This is a genomic window from Flavobacterium sp. (genome assembly GCF_027482425.1).
In the GTDB taxonomy this organism is placed as follows: Bacteria; Bacteroidota; Bacteroidia; order Flavobacteriales; family Flavobacteriaceae; genus Flavobacterium.
In genome coordinates this window covers 57,922-78,493 of the sequence record NZ_JAIXWA010000029.1, presented here as the reverse complement: position 1 = coordinate 78,493, position 20,572 = coordinate 57,922, and the positions used below count along the sequence as shown (strand labels likewise).

Here is a 20,572-nt window from a genome sequence, read left to right as displayed (position 1 = left end):
ATCACAACGTAAATCAATTTGTATAATCATTTTAACTTTAAGTACCACTATGGGTTTAAAAAGCTGTAAAACCATTGACCAATCGCTTACATTAAATGTTCAAAAAGACAAATTGGAAATACTCCAACAAATTCCTGCAACCCAAAAAGGAAGAGAGAAAAGCGCATTGTATTTGCCTCCCAGAAGGATAACGGATCAAGAATTTAATTCACCTGCCTTACGTGAATTAATAGACAATATGTACGACTTGATGGTTCAAAAATCAGGGGTAGGTATCGCCGCCAATCAAATGGGTAAACGATTGCAAGTATTTATAATCGAAGCAAAATCGGATAATCCGCGGTACAAAATTTTGGGTCCAGTACAAAAACAAGTATTTATCAATCCCATTATCACTAAAGTGTCCTCAACCAAGAAAAACTTTTGGCATGGCTGTTTGAGTGCTGATGGCGAAAAAAGAGGTAATGTAGCCACCTATGAATGGGTTGAATACCAATGTCAAAACGAAAATGGAGCAATTATAACAGGTAGGCTTGAAGGATTTGCCGCTGTAATTTTTCAACACGAATTTAAACATTTAATGAACGGGACATACCTTGATGTGGCCAAGCATTATTTATCAAAAAAAGAGCTAGATCTTGAGATCGAAATGAATAAAATCCCATTTTTTGAGACGGCGTCTGATACTTTACCTTTACTAATTAAAGGGTACTCTGTTGGAGAAACACTTGAAAAATACCACTCAAAAATATTTAAAAATGAATAAAGAAGCTTGGCTTGAAATAAACGTTTTATCCCAATTGAGAAATAAAAAACCCGATACGAAAGTGTCGGGTTTTTTGCTGCCCCTCTTGGAGAAGGTTGCCAATTTGATGCGTTGGTTTCCTTTTCAAGATTATTCAGATCAATAAATTAAACTACTACAATCTTCTAATAATCAACTTGTAATTTTGAATATAAATTCTATCATAAACTTGATTGATTTTTTGGTCAAATGTTATAGTATCAATATCACCTGATTTATATACCTCTTTCAATCTCATATAGTCCTCAAATAGATCTATACACCATTCTTTGCCAAAGGAATATTTAGATACTTTATCATTTAGGATAGTGTTATAGATATTGTCCAACATTTCTTGAAATGAAGTATTTGGAAAGTATTTAAAGGTTACTGATTGAAGAGGGTGATTAAATGCATCATCAATAATAAATGCTGCAGTTTTGTATTCTTCTTTTATACAACGAACATAAAAACCTTCTCCAAATTCAAATGGTTTCCATGATAATCTATCACTTGATGGTTCATAAAAATGTGCATAAGTTGAAACCTCGGTATTATTGATTGATTTACACCACCAACCAGATGCTTCATTTAAATAGAAGAATCGACCATTATTACTCCTATATCCTGCATTTTTAACTTTAAAGTGTTCCTGCCAATGATAAGTTTCTTTTGTTTGTTCTATTAATCTTTCTAACAGTAGCCAATCATAATGCTCAGGTATTCTATATCCTTCTGGTGCTAATCCTCTTGGATCCAATATTGCATGGGAATTATATATTTTTCCATACTTGCTGTTCTTAATATCGTTATTATAATAACACCATGCCCCAGTTTTGGTGTTTTTCCACTCTTCAGGATCTTTAATATTTGGTATTGAATCACCGTTTTTGTAATGAGATACATCCAGGTTTTCTGTTGTCCAGATTTGGGTTTTTATTTTGATTTCTTGCATGAAAAATAAATTAAAATTTTATCCAAATTTTATCCAAAAAATAAATCTTAACAACAGTAGATAAACAATGTTTAATAGAATTATTAAAAGTAAATCGCGGCACAAGAAGGTTAATATTGGATTGACACCTAATTGTTTCTTTGCTATATCTAAATTAATTTTTACAAGTTCTGGTACAAAACCATCACCGTTGTAGAAACTTAATTTTGTGAATTTCATATAATAAGAATCTGCATTATGAAATCTTGAAATTCTGTTTTCATTTACCGGATATGGACTTTTATAGAACTCTTCTTCAATTTCGTTTATTATTTTTAAATCATTATAATAAGTTGCTGTTTGTGCTATTTTTACAATAAGATTATATGAAATAAGTAATACTGAAATTAACCAAATTAAAATTGATAGTGATTTAATTAATCTTTTAATTATTGGTGAAATTAGATCTATCTTATTTCTTGTAATTTTTTTTAAAATTATTTCTATATTCATTTTTTAATTATTTGCAATATTTTTTAATGTAACTGTAAGCGTTTGTATCTCCTAATTCACCGGCTTTACTATAATAAAAACATGCACTGTCTTTTTCTTTTTTCATTTGTAAAATAAGTCCTTTAAAGGTATAAGCTTTAGGGTACAAATGCCCTCCTTTAAATTTAATTACAGTATTAAATGAATTTAATGATTGGTTAATGTCATTAATTTTGTAAGAAGATAGACCTATGTTGTAGTTAAGTGATATAAAGATTTTGTTAAGTTGAGGCTTATCGTCAAACCAATTTTGATATTTCACTAAAGAGTCAATTCCCTTTTTAGCATCTAAAATTGCACCACGATAGTCTTTTAATTTTAGTTTACATTCACTTTTCATCAAGCAAGTTTCAACATATGCATTGGGTTTATATAAGGTATAATGATTTCTTTCAGAAAAAAAATGTAATTTGTAAATATCAAAAAAAGGTAAGCTGTCGATATTTTTTAGATATTCTGAATCTGATACAACTGCTAAATCTTGTAAAGCTTTATTATAGTTGCTTAATTTATAATTAATGGATCCACGAATAAAATATTCTTCAACACTGTTACTATTAGCACTTTTTTCTATGCAATCATTTGCTTCTTTGTAATTGCCTTGATAATATTTGTCTACAGCATTTACAAATTCGTTGTTGTGATCAATAATATTATAAGAATATTCAAATACAAAAATTAAAAAAATAATAAAAATTCCACCGATTGAAGTCTTTACTATAAGTTTTTTCATTTGATTTAGATTTTTATAGTCATCCACTAAAAATCTTAAAAAATATTTGCCAATAAAGTCATAGCATTTTAGAATAATGTCGATCAAATCATTTTTCATATTCCTAAAATATTTTTTCATTCTTTTTTGAATAAATTCAAGCATGCCTCGTACTTGATTTTATATAAAACAAATGCGTGAGACAATTGCTATTACATGTACTTGAGGTGGTCGAATACCCGAGAAACAAGTAAAGCTACGCTGTTTTACCAATAACAAATTCAACTTTTTTGCGAAAGTGTATGTAAATTTATTAATATTTTAGAGAATCTCTAATTACTTGGCAAAAACGCGGAATTGATGTTAAAAGATTTAATTGTGAGTAATAAATACAGTCTTGTGTTTTGAAAGTATAAGAATGTGAATACAGAAATCGAACTTTAAGATCTAATAAAATAGAAATTATTTTTAAAATATATAGCATATAAAAAACAAAAAAACCTCACATGGCTGTGAAGGCTTTTCTTTAGTAGCTCACCCTCTTGGAGAAAGTTACAATTTTGATGCGATAATTTCTTATTCAATTGTCTTAAAATCAATAGTTTAGGCAACATTAATTTTTATATATATTTGTATTCGAATAATATAATTTCAATTTATGAAAAAAATACTACTCCTTTTTATTACGTTGTTTTTTACCGCTCAAACCACCAAATCACAAACAGTTGTATTAGATGCGAATGGTGTTACCGTTAAATGGACGGGAACTATAGTTCCTTCACCCTACTTTGTTCAAGCAAGTCCAAGAGGAATATTGGAATGGTTTGCTATTGTAAACAATACAACTAAAAGTAATATAACAGATTATGCTAAAAATATTCAGTCGGGAATATCTTATTTTACACAACCAAGTAGTTCAACACCTATTCCTTTCAATAATATAGTAACAACTCTTATTACTGATATGAATCGTATGTTTGCAAGTCCTTTTTTTAATCCTAATACTTTTAACCAGCCTATTGGGTCTTGGGATGTTAGTAATGTGACTAATATGGACAGAATGTTTTTTAGTGCAACTGCTTTCAACCAACCTATCGGGTCTTGGAATGTAAGTAATGTAACTAATATGACTGATATGTTTACGGGTGCTCAACTTTCTACTACAAATTATGATGCTCTATTAATAGGTTGGTCAACAATAAGTGCAAATGAAACTCCTTTAAAGCCAAATGTGTCTTTTTCTGGTGGCAATTCTAAATATTGTAACGGTGCAAATGCCCGAGCTTCTATAATTAGTACCTATGGTTGGTATATAACATATGATGGTGGTCTTGATTGTACAAGTTTAGATACAGAAATATTTGATGTAGTTGATTTAAAATTATACCCTAATCCCGTTATAAGCGTCTTAAATGTAAAAGTTGACTACAATCTTATAAATCTACCTTATAATGTAGTTGATGGTTTAGGAAGAGTCGTTTTAAAAGGCAAGCTTAACGATGTTGATACTTCAATCAATGTAGAGCAATTATCAAAAGGTATTTATTATTTAAAGGTATCAGATAAAAGTGCAATTAAATTTATAAAAGAATAAATCTTGGAGTTTCTTAAAACAACAAAGCCTGATACTTTCATATCAGGCTTTTGTTTTGCTCCCCCTCTTGGGCTCGAACCAAGGACCCTCTGATTAACAGAAGGCTTTATTTCTTTTTCAAAATTTAGCATTTTTTGTCATAACTTTATGTTTGTCAGCTATTTAAAAATCGAAAAACATATCATTTCTATGCATTGCTTTTCATTTTTTATCTTATGTTTTCAGCCTATTATTTGACCCTAATTCGACCCAAAATTTAACATTGTTTAAAAAGTTATTTTTGCAATTCATTTTTATACTTAGTTAGTAATGGTCGAAAAGTTTTCTCAAACAAAATAAACTCTTTGAAATCACTCAACTCAATTTTTATTCTTAATTCTTTGGACACAATTATTTTATCCCCTTCTATTTTGCTCTCTTCCCATTCAAAATGTGAGCAATAAAAATGTTCTGCATATTGATAGACGTTTTCATAATCTATCAGCCATTCAATTACCTCTTCATTATTTTCTTTGTCTAAGAGTTTGTATCTGTTATTAGCTTCAATTATGGTTTGCTCATGTTCTAAAAAGCTAACTAGATTTTTAAATTCATTAAAAGCCCATATCAACTCTTGCATACAAAAATCATTGTATGACTGTTTAGCTATTGCTTTATAGTGTCTTTTATACCAAGCTACATATTCCGCTTTTTTAGGAATATAGTTTGATGATGGGTTTATTTCATCAAGGATATTAAGATAAGGATTGGTTATCATAGCCCTTTATTTTCTTCACCATATGTATTTGTAAATTTATTACCAGGCATAATCAATGATATTAAGTTGTAAATTATAATTATACCAAAAAGTACATTCCATCCACTTAAAATAATTGACTTCAAGAAATCCCATTTAGTTAACAAGCCTAATAAGTATATCCCAAATGGAATTAAATAAATCATTGAATACCATCCTGAAAAGTTAAAATCATGAAGTCTTCTAACATGAATCTTTACTAAAAAAAAGAAATAAATAACTAAGAAAATGAATTTAAAAAAGAAGTTTGTTTCATTTTGTAGAGACATAAAAAAAGGGTAGCTAACTAAATTTAAAGCTAACATTTCTCCAAAAAAATTAACTCTTGAGACTCTTCCGCTAAAATTAAAAAGTTTGTTTTTGAAGTATAACAATAGTTTCTTTTTAATTTCTATTAATGAGAAAAATTCGAGTATTCTAGTAGAGTTATATTTACCAACCAAAGAAATTATTTTATTTTTTGTATCCATTTTTCTTTTTTCATCATAAAACACAAAAAACATGAAACCAGAAACTAATGCAAAAGATAGTGTCGAAAGTTTATAATTAAAAGCTTCTTGGACAAATGTATAATTTTCATCACCTGAAACTTCATACCCCTTATATAAATATATTTCAGTAGAAAATAGATATCCAAGAATAATTGCAATTAAAAATCCAGTAAATAGAGATTTTATTAGTTTTTGATTAAAATTATTCATAATTGAGCTTGAATTTTTTAAATCATTTGATTTAATTTCAACACTAGAGCTAGTTTCAACAAGAGAAATTTTAATTGAATCATTAATGAATAATTGACACATGTCATATTCCAAGCCTGTTGTTGCATCAACTCTAGGCTCAGGCTTGGTAAGCATTAGAGTGTCAAGATTAGGATTGGCTGCAAGTTGCTCCAAAGTAGCCACAGTAGCTCCAACACAAAGGAGTTTACCTGATTTGCCCTCAACCCAAGCATTACCCCATACTGTGCCATCAGCAGAAGTGTTTTCATTCTTTCTAAAGTCAAGAGAAGTTGAGTTAGTTTTGTTAGCTAATAATTGTTTTAGAGTAGCCATTATTTAATGATATAATTAATCCTATAATAATTTTAATAGATCTCGTTTGTATTATAATTTAAATTATTCTTTCAAAGTTTATATCTAAATCCTGTATAGACATTTAATTCTGAAAGCTCTACAATTATATTATTTAAGTATTGCATTTAAAATTATGATCTAAAGCAACTAATATAAAAAAGCTATTAACATTATATGGTGTTTTTAATAAAAACTTGAATATTATTCAAAATTAAGGTGTAATTGAACAACCTTACACATTCAACTCAACTTTCCTTCATTAGAAAAGCTATAAAACCCATTTTTACTAATAATTAGATGATCTAATAGGCTAACCCCTAGTAATTCCGAACATTTACCAATACTCTTGGTCAAAGTAATATCCGTTTCACTTGGCAGCAGTTTACCACTTGGGTGGTTATGATAAATTATTATTCCTGTGGCATTGCACTTTAAAGCTACCGCAAAGATTAATCTTAAATCTACTACAGTTCCTGTAATGCCGCCTTTTGATAAAGGATATAAACCAAGCACTTCATTGGCTCTGTTTAATAGCAATATTTTAAATTCTTCTTGCAATTCTATAGTGTCTAAATCCCATGAAGCTAATAAAACATTATAGGCATCTTCTCCTGATTTAATTCTTACTTTAGGAGTATCACTAGTACTATAGGTTATTTTTATTTCAGACACATTTAATAGCGTTTTTTTCATTTTTCAAATAATTAAGGTTAAAAAAATAAAGAAGTAAGTAACCTATGCCTGAAATAGACATAGGTTATCTTCTTAATGAACTAACTGACCATTGGTTGAGAATGAATTGCCTGATGGTGCTTTGCTCATAAACTCTTCAATAGTAGTTTTGCTTTTCTCTGCAGTTTGAACTGGAGCTTCTTGCTCAACGTATTCAAATCTGTGTGATAGTGTAATGACTTCACCGGTGTCTTTAATGGTGTATTCATACGCTTCACATTCCACTTTTCTAACTGAACCAGGCAGTTCTGTTCCAATTAATGATTGACAGGTTAACTCATCAAAAGTACACGACATATTTGCTTTCCTTGCAGTCATGTATAATTTACCTGTTTCTTGGGATTTTACTACTTCTATCCCACCTTGAAGCTCAAGAATGTAAAATTCTTTACCTTCTTCTGTTGTTCTTTTTTGATAATTTGAAATTCTTACCATCTTTTCTAGTTTTTGAGTTAAACATTAAGATTTTGCACAACACTTTTCCAGATAAAAGCTCTTGGCTTTCAACTCAAGATAAATTTACCTGCAGAAAATTATTATGCTAGACACAATACCAGGGGGGTATTGTAATCACTCAGAATTAGTGGGGGTTTTGACATAAGGTGGATTACGTTTAAATTTTTTTATAAAAAATAGTTTAATCAATGTTGATAAATAAATAGATTATCATGTGTTATTGTTAAGCATTTGACTAATTTTGTCAATTCTAATTTTGTCTAATGGATACTGTTGGTTATAAAATAAGGGAAAGTCGAAAATCAAAAGGTTTGCTTTTAAGACAACTTTCTGCTTCTTTAGATATGGATGTTGCCATATTGAGTAAAATTGAAAGAGGGGAAAGAACCCCAACTAAACAACAACTAATTAAAATTGCTAAATCACTTGCAATAGATGAAAAAGAATTAATAAATACTCTATTGGCTGAATCAATTCTAAATGAATTGTCTAGTAACGAAAATCCTATTGAAGTTTTGAAAATTGTTCAAAAAGAATTAAAAAAATCCAATAATTAATATGGCTCAAACTGAAAACATAGAATTTGTAATTAAGGAACTTAAATCCGTCAATAACCCTAATTCAGTTCATGGGATTTACCCATATCGCGGAAAAATATCTGCCTTAGATGCTGATCAAATTTTAAAACAAATACCTAAAGGAAGTGTTGTTCTTGATCCTTTTTGTGGTTCAGGAACTATTGTTTATGAGGGCTTGAAATATGGACACAAGACAATTGGTATTGATTTAAATCCAATAGCTGTTTTTCTTGCAAAAGGGAAAGTTAACATTCCCAATTCATTTGATTCTATCCAAACTGAAGTTATAGCATTAATCGAAAATGCAAAGACATTATCAAAGTATAATATGGTAAAAGAAAGTGCCAGTAAACATTTTCATGAAGATACGATTGATGAAATTTCAAGAGTATCAGTATTTTTTGAGTCAATGTCAGACTATGTTAAAGCTTGTTTCTTAGGTACAATATGTCTTACCGCAAGAGGCTGTAATCATTATATGTGGACATCGAGTACGGTGGGAAAGGATATTAGTCCAAAAAGATATATCAACTTTTATGAAAAATTCATACAAAAAGTAAAAAAGCATTTCTACCCACTTAACGGGAATAGTACAATTTATGAGTTAGATGCACGCAAACTTTCTGAAAAAATTGAAATTGAATCAGTTGACTATGTATTTACAAGTCCTCCTTATTTTGATTGTTTAGATTATACCGCTTACTATGCAAAAATAATATACGACATATTAGAATTTGATAGGATGAAAATCAGGGAAGGTTTGATACAAACTTTTAAAGAATATGAATTAGACATGAAACTTGTATTTGAAGAACTTTATAAGGTTTGTAAGAAAGATGCAAAAATAATATTTGTTGTAGGTGATAAGAAAATACATGGAAAATTGATAAACGGTGGTGAGTTCTTCAATTCATTATCTCCATTTAAAAATGTCAAGTTTTTAGAGAGATCCTACACCGGAACGAGCTCTCAAATTTTTGACAAATTAAATGATACAAAAAGAAAAGAACAAATAGTTATATGGGAAAAATAAAGATCAAGGAAAACCAAAAACACTTAATAAACGGTGCTGAAATTTACATTGGAAATTCAAGCAAAATGTCCGATTTGGCGGATAATTCAGTTAACTTAATAATAACTAGTCCACCTTATTGGACTCTAAAAGACTATGAAAATGAAGAACAAATTGGATTAGGTAGTAATTCTTATGATCATTATTTAGATGAATTAAATAAAGTTTGGTTAGAATGCGTTAGAGTCCTCGCGCCAGATGGCAAATTATGCATTAATATAATGCCTTTCTTGTTGACTGGTAAAGCTGCAAGATTTGAAAGACGTGAAACTAGACTCGTACTTGGAGATATTGAAAATTTTCTGAATAAAACGAACGAAATGTTTCAATTTGGTCTATACATATGGGACAAAAGAAAAATTGCACGATTTAGTTCGTTTGGCAGCTATCCTTATCCTCCAAATATCTTTTCAACTTACCCTTATGAATGGATTACAGTTTTTTCTAAAAAAGGATCAAGAAAAAAAGTAAGTCCTGAAATTAAAGAAAAATCAAAACTTACTACCAAAGAATGGCAAGATTGGGCTATTAATTCGATTTGGGAAATGCAACCAGCTAAAGCCAAATCAGAAGGGCATCCCGCACCTTTTCCCGAAGAACTGCCTCACCGCTTAATTAAGTTATATAGCTTTTATGGCGATACTGTATTAGATCCTTTTGCAGGAACAGGCACTACAGCAAAAGTATCTTTAGAGTTAGGAAGAAAAGCCATAGGCTACGAACTAAACCCTGAATATCTTCCTTTGATAAAAAGAAAACTTGAAAAAGTAGTGTCAAAATGATTATAGAACTTAATACAAAATCAAATATTGAAGATATTGCATTAGACAAGAAAAATGGGGTATATCGAAAATACATAATAAATGAGTTCTCAAAAAACAAACTTGACAAGATTGTTTTGACATCACATTTATTTCAATCAAAGCAGAATAAAAACCCCTTTATTGAGGTAAAATATGATTTTGGAAGAAGGAATAAAAGACTGGAAATAGTTTATAAAGAAAATTCTTCTATAACAATATGCAAAATAACAAACATGAGTGAGTTTGATAAAGACTGTTTAGAATTAATTGCAGTCATTGAAGATATGAAAAACAAACCAGTTATGATGAATTTTAGAATAAATGGTACTTTAGTTTTCATGGACAATTACAATAGAGAAATTGTTGAGAATTATCTTAATAACCAAAACAAACATTTTAACCATGTACTAATTTCCGAAATATAAAATGGCTTATTTAATAAACAGGAATCCTCCGGCGCGTCTTCATTGCTTACATGCCCTTTGTAAATTCATTAAAAGCAAATATGGCACTACGCAATCGTTTAGAATGTCTGACATTAAATATGATTCAGAATCAATTAACATTCACTCATTCTGCGATTTATTAATTGAAAACAATGCCGTTAATATTAGATATTGTCGTTATAAAGAAAATCCTTTTAATACTTCTGGTTGTTCATTAACAAATGGGATTTCAGATGACACAACAAAATCAAAGGAAGTAAGTAACACTGTAAACTCATTGCATGCATTAGGCTTTTTAAAAAGGTCTGGAAACAATTTACTTTTAACAGAAAACGGGTGTGATTTTTCAAACACTGATTTCAATAGTACAGAAATGTTGGATATTATAAGAAAGGCGGTGTTAAAATATGGATTATTTATTGGTGTTTTGTACCAAATTCATTGTCTAGGTAAAGACACTTTCGACACAAGCGAAATAAATGTTGGTTACCCAAAAGCAAATGAAAAACTTCTTTATAATGGAAGTTATGTCACAATTTCTAGTGGATCTGAGGATGATAGTAATACTAGAACTAAATCTTGCATATTGGCATGGGCAACAACTGCTGGTTTCATTTATCCCATTCCACTTCTTGGAGATTTGAACACTAACAATCCACACATTTCTTCATCTGATTACATTTTACAAAGCAGTAGGAATTTAAGAAAGTATAAAGTATTAGAAATACCAAATAAAATATTTTCAGGGGAATTTATTACCGAAAAACCATTCGACTATAAAAATCTTACTAAAAATATTGGTGCTTTACGAGAGAATAATCAACAATCAATAAGAGAATTGACTATGCAAGTGGAGCCGAAAATTCAAAATAGGAGATTTGCTGTTCTTTATATTCTTAATAAAGCATTTAATCAGCAAACAAGTATATCTCTTAATACGCTTGTTTCTTTTATGCTTCATCATGAAGCCTACTTTGTGATTGAAAAAGAAAGAATGTACCATACAATGTGTGAAGAAATTAATATTGCTATAATATCAGGTTTGCTATTTGAAATAAAAGAAAGTGATATTATTCATCCTTTAACTGGTGTTAATATAAACGAGTTAAGCTTAAATGCACCAAACGAATTAGTTAATATTTTAGATACATTTATTTTATAATGAACAATAATAAGAAAGTGTGCCTATATAATTATGAAAGCAAATTACCCCCGTGTGTAATATTGCGAGTAAATAAGTATAGTTATTTGAATGATTTGATTAATGACAATAAATCAAAAACAAGTGATATTGCTATTGCATTAAAAATTGAATGTATTGAGTTTAAAGGTGACCATATTGACATAAAAAATGAAAATTGTATTAACTGTATGTTTTGCGTTTTTGGCTGCCCTGGGAATAAAATTGAAATTTATAATGACTTTTCATTAAGAGCCATGTGTTCTAATTTTTCTGTTGACTATGAAAATAAGTTAGGTCTATCAATTTTAGACAAATTATTCTCAGGTAATTTTATTGAACTCCCATCAATTAGACTCAATCAATTTAAAGTTAAATACAAGTCATTTGAAGAATTTACAAGTAAAGACGAAACAACTAATATTTCTGTTTGGGGAGCAAACACTTTGAAGTACTTATCATCTTCCAACAACCCTCGTATTGGACTCGAAGTAGGCATGAGGATAAATAAAAGAGATCGTGGTGGTCGTCTAGATATATGTTTGCTCAACAATAATTTATTATTTGTTGCAGAGGCAAAAGTCAGCTTTGACAAAATGATGAATGAGGGAAGATATGAGTCACAATTGTTAGCTTATGAAGAAGAACTTATTTCTGGCACATCAAATACTGACATTTCTTTCTTTAAATTTCTATTAATTGGCGGTATAGAATCTGATTTATTACCCCCCAATAATATTGATTGCACATCAAAAGTAGGAAATCGTTCACAGACTTTTTATAATACAGTTTTAAAAAACAATTTCTTCTTTATATCATCTAACGCATTATTATCACTCTCACTTTTAAAACTTTTTAAAGGGGATGAGTTTTCTTTAGAGAATATTTATGATAAAATATTTCAAAAAGGCATTATAGGACTGCTCTCATGCGGCCTAGTTTATCACAATGGAGAGAGTTTTGAAATCATTTCTCTTTCAGATAAAATAGAAAAAACAAAAAATTACAATATTGATAACAGTTCAAATCTTGATATTGCAGCCGAACCTTGAACTTAATAATTTAATTACTAAACCCATCTGATCATCGAAAACACTGAAATACATATTATTACAAAAAATCACGTTCTTATTTATTAGAAAATAGCAAATTCTGGTAAAACAGCTAGAAAAAGAATCTCCATGAGATAATAGAAAAAATAATCCCCAACTCCTATGAAAGAAGTTGGGAGATTATCAGCTCAAAAACCAAGAATAAGGAGAATTCCTATCTGCTTGGGCTTTAGAGATTCCATTTATAAAATTGGTCGCGTTTATACCTTTTTCAAGAAAATCATTTATGTATGAGCTGCTTTTATTAGCCCCAGTTAAAAGATTAAACATTTTCCAAAGGTTAATTTCACCATTACAATCACTCTTAAAGTTAATATCTTCAAAATACGCCTTAGAGATAGCATTAATTTGTCCGTCATTGAATAACAATTCGGGAATTATAGCTTTAGTTTCTTTTGGCAAATGTTGATATATCCTGCTTCTCCCAATTAATTGACAAAATTGACTTTGAGTAAGCAAGTAATTTTCTAAATCTCTCATTTGAGCTACATGATTATTCATGTTATAGGAGTTTAGAAGATTGTAAATTTGAACTTTTAACTCTTCTAAACTAAATACTTTTACATCCAATAACGCCCCATCTGTAGAAACAGCGGTATTCGTGCACACATGATTAACAAAGCCGGCAAATAATTTAAATCTTTCTACCGTTTTTTTGCTGTAAAGATTTTGATTGTGAAATGAACGAACAGCTCCAACAACCAATGATAGAGTATTTCCGCCAACAACCATTGTTATTGAAGGTATTTCAATTGCTACAGCAATGCGTTCCCAATAAATAGTTTCATCATGTGGTAACAGTTCTTCTTTAGGCTTTTTTAAAGCCTCCTGGATACGCCCTAAAATTTTATGAGAGACCCTTATTTCAGGATTCATTATTTTCTCACCAATGTAAAAGTTTGCTACGCATTCCTGCAAGGCTAAAATAAAATCATAATGAGAAATCGTTACAGAATTGCATCGGGCAAAGACGGGCGTAATGCACTCTGTCTTTAAATGATCCATAGAAACTGATTCACAATTTGACTCAATAAAAGGGGATTTAGCTACAATTTGAGGTGTACTCCTAGGATTAAAACCTATGCTTTCTTGTGGTAGGAGTACCTCTGCATGGTGGACAGTTTTAACTGGTGTGAGGGTAAGTTCCGTTTCCATTTGTTGATACATTAGAAATAAGGTTATTTAATAAATTCTTTTTGTTTATAAAATCTTGCTCCAAACTCTTAGCTAAATCAAGGTTGTTTTGATACAAATTAGATAGCTCTTGTATAGTCATACATTCCACTATTTTCTGCTGCATTTCGGATTTTGTCATGGTGTTGGAAATGTTATTAATATAATTAATCAACTTTTTGCCAGTTGAAGCATTGATCACAAATTCAGGCTTATTCATGTACAAATTCAGTCGATCTTTGGTGGCTTTCACTAGATGATTTTCATTGATTAATTCAAAATTTATGTCTAATTCATATTCGTAGCCTTCCTGCGTAATCTCTTTAGTTCCAAGTTTGAACACTTTTGATCTGCCATTAGAATCTTTATCTAAACTATATTCTACTTTTCTTCTTACTGTAGTAATTATATGGCATTTTGATTGAAGTATAGCGTCAATAAAGGCTTGGTGCCTTTTTTTTACTGGAGCCCAATCTTGAAATCTTCCTCCCAATTGTTCATGAATGTCTAAACACCCTCCAGAGCCACTCCACTCCATTGATATTGAATCTATTATGATTAATTCCATATTTGAATCTTCAGCTAGTTTTATCGCTTGACAGAATTTTTCCGGCGTAAAAGGGGCATTAATTTCAATTGTGTTAAAAGAACCCAGTCCTGTGTAGAGGCTAGCAGAAGAACACTCAGAATCTATTACACAGATTTTTTTCCAATCATTAGTTATTCCAAACGCTAGGTTTAGGGCTGAATAACTTTTGCCGAATCCAGAAGCTCCGGATAGTCCAATTCTTAATTTTTTTGCTTTTTGTGAAGCTTTTTTAATTTCCATATTTATAAAATTTAAGGTTAATGTTTAATTATTAAAAGGTTGAAATGAAAAAGCGGCTTTCAATCTTTTGAAAGCCGCTTTAATGATTAGTTTGTTGGGGATTATGACTCGTCGATTATATTTTTTATTATTTTTAATCCAGCTGATGTAGAATATAAAGAATACACTCCTTTCCCTTTAATTATCCTGTAAGAATTAACAAAGTAACCATACCTAACTAAATTTTCAGGTGCACAATCGAATTTATCAATAATACCTTTTTCTCGAAGGAGTTTTAATAATTTATTTCTACCGATACCTTTCGTTTTTCCGTATTTATCGGCAGCATATTTCATTGAATACATGTTAATTGATTGTGACTTTCGAATAATTTCAATATCATCCGCAAAATCATACGATAATAATTCAGTCCTATTTTTCATAATTTTTAAAATTTAATAATTTTTCATTTTCTAAATCAATTTCTTCTGTTTCAAAATCTTTCAAATAGCTATTTGTTATTTCTACTGAGGAATGCCCCATGCTCTGTGATATCTTTTCAATACTTACTCCTAGCTGTTTTAAGTTAGTTGCATAGGAATGACGAATTACATAAGAAGTGACATTTTTTGCAACTTTTGCAACTTTTGCAAGTTCTTTCAATTCCTTATTAAACCGTTTTAGTGTTTTTTGTTTCCTGTTTTCAATTTGCATAGGAGTTAAATCATCTCTTAGTAAAATTGGAAAAACATACTCTGTTGTACTATTTTGGTTCAAGTAGTAGTCCAATATCTTTTTAACTGGAGGTAGTATTTTAACCTTAAACACCGTTTTTGTCTTTGAACGTATGTAAACGATATAATCATCTTGAATGTTATCTTTTTTTAATTTTAACATATCAATCCAATTAATACCTCTCACAAAATAGCTAAACACAAAGTAATTTTTGGTGTTAATTAAATCAGGTCGATCAGATAAATCTGCATCAATAATCCTCTTTACTTCATCCCTAGTCAATGCTCTTTTTATCCCTTTCCCTTTTAATTTTGAAATTTTATACTTGTCAAAAGGATAATGATCATTACTAACTATACCATTACGTATAGCAGAATTGTATAGCGCTCTTAATGCTCTCATTTTAAATGCAATTCCAGAATCTTGATTATTCCTGTTTCTTAGGTATGCTTCATACTTTTCAAGTAATGTGACTTTTAAACCTTTAAAAGTTAAATCTCTGTCTGAATGAAACTTAAAAAACGAATTGCAAGTGTCATGATAACTTTTCGCATTACCTAAACGATTGGACAGTTTCATTCTTTGGATAACATCTTGAAAATGTTCAAATACTGTTATTCTTGAATTTTGTTTGTCCCCCTTAAATATTTTTTCAAAATCATTTAAAGTAAAGTCAATCCCTTCTTCTATGAAATCATCTATAATTTTTAAAGCTCTCTGTTTGATATTCATCAAAATGAGATTTCTCTTTTGAAAATTTGTATGAGTTCTTTTGAGTTCTTGACCAGTCCAATCAGATTTATTACAACTTATCCCTGTAGAAATAACTTTTGCTTTTCCATCTTTAATTACCTGAAGTATTATTGGATAGGTGAAGTCAGACCTAGGCTTGTTTTTTAATAATAATTTTACACTTGTTGCCATGTTTTAATTTTGTTTATTAGTGATTTGCAATTGTTGCAACTTTTGCAATTGTTGCAATTGTTGCAATCGATAGATCATTTTCCAATTTGCTCATAAACCCCATTTGAGGTTTTTGATAAAAAATTACACTCTGTTAATTTTTTTAGCATATAATCAAGCGTTCTGGTAGGAATGTTAATTTGGTCTGCATAAACTACAGCATCAGCTCTTGTAAAATTTTTATTCATGTTAGCAAGAAATTGAGTTTCTCTGACCGTTAACTCAATTTTTCCGTTTTGTATCAAGTTAGATGCATGCATAGAATGATCTACAATTATCTTTATTATTTCAAATGCTATCAGATAATCTGCATCATCACAAACAATATTATTTGGAAAAGTTTCTAAATCTTTATTACGAATAATTGTTAGAATCATACAAATACGAAAGAAAATAAGCCCTTGCCGTTTAATGATTGAAAGAACATCACTTCTGTTTTGATTAATAAAAAGTTCTGTGACATAACTCATGTCCCGATTAAATTGGTCCCATTGAGAATCACTTAACGTGATTTCTACATTTGAAATGTTGTTTTCTAGTTTTTGATAAAGATTTGAAATTTCAATAGAGACATTTGAGAATAAAGCATTGTAGTCAATCTTTATCCCTGAAGGCGAAACATCTTTCCAACCCATAACATCATCAAAAACATAAAAAATGAATCTGCTAAATAATCCATTCTCTTTAGAATTTATTAATGGTTTTACTTGATTAGGAGTTCCGGAGATAACCAAAGAAAGTTGGGGATATCCCACTTCAATAAACTTATCATCTGTTTCTCTACTGATTGAGATTGTTTCATGATGAAAGGCTTTTCTCATTATATCTGAAAAATTACCCCAATCCTGCTTTAACATTACAGAAATTGTGTCTGCTTCGGTTTCAAAAATTAAAATTCCATGAGCTGCATTTTTCAAATGTTTGTAGATTTTTGAACTACTTACGTTTCCTGGAATTAATTTCACTTCCAATTCAGGACATTTTATACTTAAGTCTTTTTTTGTCTTTTTCACTGATTCACATTCAGTAATGTTTTCAAGACTTATTTCTAAGATGTTTTGATGAATTTTTTCAATTAACACTTTGGATTTATTCATTACTCCTTTTCCAGAAGCAGCAGGAGCAACAATTAACAAGTATAAATTAGATGAGTATTTATTACCATCATAATTGCCATAGACTTTAGGTAGCGCGGCACTCAAAACTCCTAAAGAAGAAAGAAGTACCACGTCTTTTTCCCTTCCACTAAAAGGTTCTGTTAATTCTAGTAAAACTTTTGGTAGTTTTTGATATACTATTTCAGGTAAAAAATCAGTTTCCATTTCCTAAATTTTATAGATTAGAACTAATTTCATTCCCTATTGCTCCTTTGTGAGTCATAAAACTCAAAAGGTCTTCTTCCTTGAAGAATATTTTGCCCTTCGGCTTATAAAATTGTATTTGTTTAGAAGCTGTTAGCTTGTACAAAGTGGAAGAACTAATACATAAGTATGTAGCTGCTTCTTTAAAGTTTAAAAATCTTGTTTGATTCGTGTTCATAATTTTTTATTTAAAATTTGAACACAAATATTTCTGAAAATGTTAGTTGGGATTTGAAACAGGAATTTCGAATTTTTTAAAAATTCTGTTTCAATTTATTAAAACGTATACCTGTCTGGTCTTTTGAGGTAATTATTGAGATTATTAATATCAGAAGTAGAGACTAAATTTTTTAGATCGGTTAAGATAATTTCATGAGATTTAGCATTTATACTTATCTGAGATAAATGAAGAATTGAGCCAACAAATCTCAAATCTCTATTCCTAATTTTAGCATTAGAATGCTTTTCTCTGATTATGAAATCATACAGTCCTAATATTGTTTCATATTTAAAATATTCATCCAATAAAGAAAATTTTAGAGGGTGATAATTATCTAAAATAAGTTGTTTTTTAACCTCAAAGTTTTCTAATGTAAGACCATATTTAAAAATCAGTGCATCCATTATGTCACGGATAAAAAACATATTCTTAAAAGTAGTATTGCTGTCAGTTTTTATTGAAACAGCTTGAATATTATTTGTATCCAACAGGTAAGAGCGTATGATTTTTAATAGCATAGCAACATCCTTGTGCAAATTTTGAAAATCAATATTCATTCTATCTCTATTGTCAAAAGGTGTCTCGTAAAGGTTAATATATTCTTTTTGAATAGCACACACCAAAACATAAAAATCAAGTCTTTTATCCTCTAAATGGTAACGTTTTAATAAATCATCAATTAATACAGTAGTTAAATTTGAAATAGCTATTGAACTATGATTGTTTTTGAAATTTCCAAGAAAAGTATAATTATTAAAGAATGGTATTATGAAGGATAAATCACTGTTTTGAATATCATAAGACCGTAAACTTTCAGTTCTTGGTGTTTGATAGCTTCCATTAATGTTAAGCTCTTTGTAGAAATATGTGTTTGAATTGGTCATCTTGGTAAAAGTAGTAATAATTGATTTTCGACCCTAATTCGACCCAATAAAACAAAAAAGACCTCACATCTCTGTGAAGTCTTTTCTTTAGTAGCTCCCCCTCTTGGGCTCGAACCAAGGACCCTCTGATTAACAGTCAGATGCTCTAACCAACTGAGCTAAGGAGGAAGTTGTTATATCTTTTAAGCGGTTGCAAAGATAAAACGGAATTTTACAAATGCAAACATTTTAGGTAAAAATTTTCAAAAAAATACTATTTGAAAATCGCCTTATACAGGTCGTTTCCATTGGCAAAAACCAACAAACCAATAAGAATCACGAAACCAACCATTTGGGCTCGTTCCAAGAATTTATCGCTAGGTTTGCGACCAGAAATCATTTCATACAATAAAAACATCACATGGCCGCCGTCAAGGGCTGGAATGGGTAATAAATTCATCACACCCAGCATGATTGATAAAAACGCGGTAATCCCCCAAAATACTTGCCAGCTCCACGCTGAAGGGAATACGTTGAAAATGGCACCAAAGCCCCCTACGGCTTTGTATGCGCCTGTATCGGGGTTGAAAATAGCTTTCAATTGTTTACCGTAACTCGTCAATTGGTCAATCCCCATTTCAATTCCAATTGGAATGGACTCCCAAAAACTGAATTCCTCCGATTTTACGGTATATAACCCTAATTTTTCTAAATTATCTAAAGCCAACATAGGAGCATAGACCACCCCTAATTTTCCTTCTTTATTCACATTCAATTGAACAGCTACTTCTTTTCCATCACGCTCCACTACCGCTGATACGGTTTTTCCTTTCAGGGGATTTAATTGCGCAAACAACTCATCCGCATAAGTAATAGGTTGCCCATTAAACCCTTTCAAAATATCTTTTTTCTTGAGCTGTTTTGCATTGTGAGAATCCGAGGGAATGTCTGAAATGATAAAAGGAATCCGAAGGGTTAATAAAGCCTTGCGGTCGGTTTTTAACAATTGATCAATAAAATTGACAGGAAGTTTGATCAAGGTGTCCTTGCCCTTTCGAATCACTTCGACTTCTTTGGCTAAGGCTAATTGGGGTTGTATATCGTTAAAGCGCTCGATTTTGGTTTGGTCAATGCGTACAATTTTGTCGCCATTTTGAAGTCCCGCTTTTTCCAACACAGGATGGATTACCCAAACCCCATCTTTCACATCACTGTTGGCAATGTACTGCTGACCATAGTAAAAGGTTATGCCGATATAAATGATAAAAGCAAGAATGAAATTTACTAGTACTCCGCCCAGCATAATGATTAAGCGCTGCCAAGCCGGTTTCGAACGGAATTCCCACGGTTGGGGTTCGCCTTGCATCTGCTCAGTGTCCATCGACTCGTCTATCATTCCCGCAATTTTTACATAGCCTCCCAAGGGAAGCCAACCAATACCATAGACCGTTTCGCCTACTTTCTTTTTGAAAAGGGAAAATTTAACGTCAAAAAACAAATAGAATTTTTCTACTCGAGTTTTAAATAACTTAGCCGGAATAAAGTGGCCGAGTTCGTGAAGGACAATCAATATTGAGAGACTCAGTAAAAACTGACTCAGTTTAATTACAAATTCCATGTAT

The 20,572-nt window shown here is 30.4% G+C and carries 24 protein-coding genes and 1 tRNA gene; 9 read left to right on the top strand and 16 right to left on the bottom strand.

All coding sequences use genetic code 11. From position 1 onward, the window contains the following. The first annotated feature begins 49 nt into the window (after positions 1-49). Both Q0037_RS03205 and Q0037_RS03200 read left to right on the top strand, forming a co-directional pair. Entirely contained in the window at positions 50-766 is a 717-nt protein-coding gene (locus Q0037_RS03205; RefSeq protein ID WP_297515361.1) for a peptide deformylase, read from the top strand. Next, positions 759-911, top strand: coding sequence for a hypothetical protein (locus Q0037_RS03200; RefSeq protein ID WP_297515359.1), 153 nt, complete (start codon positions 759-761; stop codon positions 909-911). The genes Q0037_RS03205 and Q0037_RS03200 overlap by 8 nt, the downstream gene beginning before the upstream one ends. Before the next feature lie 9 nt (positions 912-920). On the opposite strand, the gene Q0037_RS03195 is transcribed toward Q0037_RS03200, so the two are convergent. Genes Q0037_RS03195 through Q0037_RS03185 form a run of 3 tightly spaced genes read right to left on the bottom strand, consistent with a single transcriptional unit; the run spans position 921 to position 3,147 of the window. Then, positions 921-1,739 carry an FISUMP domain-containing protein gene (locus Q0037_RS03195; protein WP_297515356.1) on the bottom strand — a complete coding sequence of 273 codons (819 nt, stop codon included), beginning with the start codon at positions 1,737-1,739 and terminating at the stop codon, positions 921-923. Positions 1,740-1,757: 18 nt separating this feature from the next. After that, the gene (locus Q0037_RS03190) at positions 1,758-2,231 is read right to left on the bottom strand and encodes a hypothetical protein (protein ID WP_297515354.1); all 474 of its coding nucleotides are present in this window, start codon (positions 2,229-2,231) and stop codon (positions 1,758-1,760) included. A gap of 7 nt (positions 2,232-2,238) precedes the next feature. After that, positions 2,239-3,147: a hypothetical protein gene (locus Q0037_RS03185; protein ID WP_297515351.1), complete on the bottom strand. Its 909-nt coding sequence runs from the start codon at positions 3,145-3,147 to the stop codon at positions 2,239-2,241. A 493-nt stretch (positions 3,148-3,640) separates the two neighbouring features. Here Q0037_RS03185 and Q0037_RS03180 point away from each other — a divergent pair, with 493 nt between their 5' ends. Continuing rightward, positions 3,641-4,576, top strand: coding sequence for a BspA family leucine-rich repeat surface protein (locus Q0037_RS03180; RefSeq protein ID WP_297515348.1), 936 nt, complete (start codon positions 3,641-3,643; stop codon positions 4,574-4,576). A 274-nt stretch (positions 4,577-4,850) separates the two neighbouring features. Here Q0037_RS03180 and Q0037_RS03175 read toward each other — a convergent pair whose 3' ends face one another. The 4 genes from Q0037_RS03175 to Q0037_RS03160 all read right to left on the bottom strand — a co-directional run bounded on the left by Q0037_RS03175 (position 4,851) and on the right by Q0037_RS03160 (position 7,615). Further along, positions 4,851-5,333 carry a hypothetical protein gene (locus Q0037_RS03175; RefSeq protein WP_297515345.1) on the bottom strand — a complete coding sequence of 161 codons (483 nt, stop codon included), beginning with the start codon at positions 5,331-5,333 and terminating at the stop codon, positions 4,851-4,853. Continuing rightward, on the bottom strand, positions 5,330-6,427 hold the full coding sequence (locus Q0037_RS03170) for a DUF805 domain-containing protein (protein ID WP_297515342.1): 1,098 nt from the start codon (positions 6,425-6,427) through the stop codon (positions 5,330-5,332). Before Q0037_RS03170 ends, Q0037_RS03175 begins: the two co-directional genes overlap by 4 nt. Positions 6,428-6,688: 261 nt before the next feature. Beyond that, entirely contained in the window at positions 6,689-7,141 is a 453-nt protein-coding gene (locus tag Q0037_RS03165) for a JAB domain-containing protein (RefSeq protein WP_297515340.1), read from the bottom strand. A 72-nt stretch (positions 7,142-7,213) separates the two neighbouring features. Beyond that, entirely contained in the window at positions 7,214-7,615 is a 402-nt protein-coding gene (locus Q0037_RS03160) for a hypothetical protein (RefSeq protein WP_297515337.1), read from the bottom strand. A gap of 284 nt (positions 7,616-7,899) precedes the next feature. Between Q0037_RS03160 and Q0037_RS03155 the strand changes: the two genes are divergently transcribed. The 6 genes from Q0037_RS03155 (at position 7,900) to Q0037_RS03130 (ending at position 12,767) form a co-directional block, all read left to right on the top strand. Beyond that, entirely contained in the window at positions 7,900-8,193 is a 294-nt protein-coding gene (locus Q0037_RS03155; protein WP_297515334.1) for a helix-turn-helix domain-containing protein, read from the top strand. A gap of 1 nt (position 8,194) precedes the next feature. Further along, positions 8,195-9,247, top strand: coding sequence for a DNA methyltransferase (locus Q0037_RS03150; protein WP_297515331.1), 1,053 nt, complete (start codon positions 8,195-8,197; stop codon positions 9,245-9,247). Then, a complete protein-coding gene (locus Q0037_RS03145; protein ID WP_297515328.1) occupies positions 9,235-10,068 on the top strand; it encodes a site-specific DNA-methyltransferase in 834 nt (277 codons plus the stop codon). Before Q0037_RS03150 ends, Q0037_RS03145 begins: the two co-directional genes overlap by 13 nt. Continuing rightward, on the top strand, positions 10,065-10,514 hold the full coding sequence (locus Q0037_RS03140; protein WP_297515325.1) for a hypothetical protein: 450 nt from the start codon (positions 10,065-10,067) through the stop codon (positions 10,512-10,514). Before Q0037_RS03145 ends, Q0037_RS03140 begins: the two co-directional genes overlap by 4 nt. Positions 10,515-10,617: 103 nt before the next feature. After that, positions 10,618-11,697 (top strand): hypothetical protein, encoded by a 1,080-nt coding sequence (locus Q0037_RS03135; RefSeq protein WP_297515322.1) that lies wholly within the window; start codon positions 10,618-10,620, stop codon positions 11,695-11,697. Positions 11,698-11,783: 86 nt separating this feature from the next. After that, the gene (locus Q0037_RS03130) at positions 11,784-12,767 is read left to right on the top strand and encodes a hypothetical protein (RefSeq protein WP_297515318.1); all 984 of its coding nucleotides are present in this window, start codon (positions 11,784-11,786) and stop codon (positions 12,765-12,767) included. Between the two features lie 183 nt (positions 12,768-12,950). On the opposite strand, the gene Q0037_RS03125 is transcribed toward Q0037_RS03130, so the two are convergent. From Q0037_RS03125 to rseP, 9 genes are all read right to left on the bottom strand, one after another. Continuing rightward, entirely contained in the window at positions 12,951-13,982 is a 1,032-nt protein-coding gene (locus Q0037_RS03125) for a DUF3871 family protein (protein ID WP_297515314.1), read from the bottom strand. Next, on the bottom strand, positions 13,951-14,829 hold the full coding sequence (locus Q0037_RS03120) for an AAA family ATPase (RefSeq protein ID WP_297515311.1): 879 nt from the start codon (positions 14,827-14,829) through the stop codon (positions 13,951-13,953). The genes Q0037_RS03125 and Q0037_RS03120 overlap by 32 nt, the downstream gene beginning before the upstream one ends. Positions 14,830-14,930: 101 nt before the next feature. Then, a complete protein-coding gene (locus Q0037_RS03115; protein ID WP_297515308.1) occupies positions 14,931-15,251 on the bottom strand; it encodes a hypothetical protein in 321 nt (106 codons plus the stop codon). Continuing rightward, on the bottom strand, positions 15,241-16,467 hold the full coding sequence (locus Q0037_RS03110) for a site-specific integrase (RefSeq protein WP_297515306.1): 1,227 nt from the start codon (positions 16,465-16,467) through the stop codon (positions 15,241-15,243). The genes Q0037_RS03115 and Q0037_RS03110 overlap by 11 nt, the downstream gene beginning before the upstream one ends. 74 nt (positions 16,468-16,541) lie before the next feature. After that, entirely contained in the window at positions 16,542-17,828 is a 1,287-nt protein-coding gene (locus Q0037_RS03105; protein WP_297515303.1) for a DUF3987 domain-containing protein, read from the bottom strand. Positions 17,829-17,838: 10 nt separating this feature from the next. Then, a complete protein-coding gene (locus Q0037_RS11880) occupies positions 17,839-18,045 on the bottom strand; it encodes a helix-turn-helix domain-containing protein (RefSeq protein WP_367274075.1) in 207 nt (68 codons plus the stop codon). A 98-nt stretch (positions 18,046-18,143) separates the two neighbouring features. Beyond that, a complete protein-coding gene (locus tag Q0037_RS03100) occupies positions 18,144-18,971 on the bottom strand; it encodes a hypothetical protein (protein ID WP_297515301.1) in 828 nt (275 codons plus the stop codon). 94 nt (positions 18,972-19,065) lie between these two features. Further along, positions 19,066-19,139: transfer RNA gene (locus tag Q0037_RS03095), tRNA-Asn, on the bottom strand. Positions 19,140-19,224: 85 nt separating this feature from the next. Continuing rightward, complete coding sequence (gene rseP / locus Q0037_RS03090; RefSeq protein ID WP_297515296.1) at positions 19,225-20,568, bottom strand: RIP metalloprotease RseP; 1,344 nt, start codon at positions 20,566-20,568, stop codon at positions 19,225-19,227. Between the last annotated feature and the right edge of the window lie 4 nt (positions 20,569-20,572).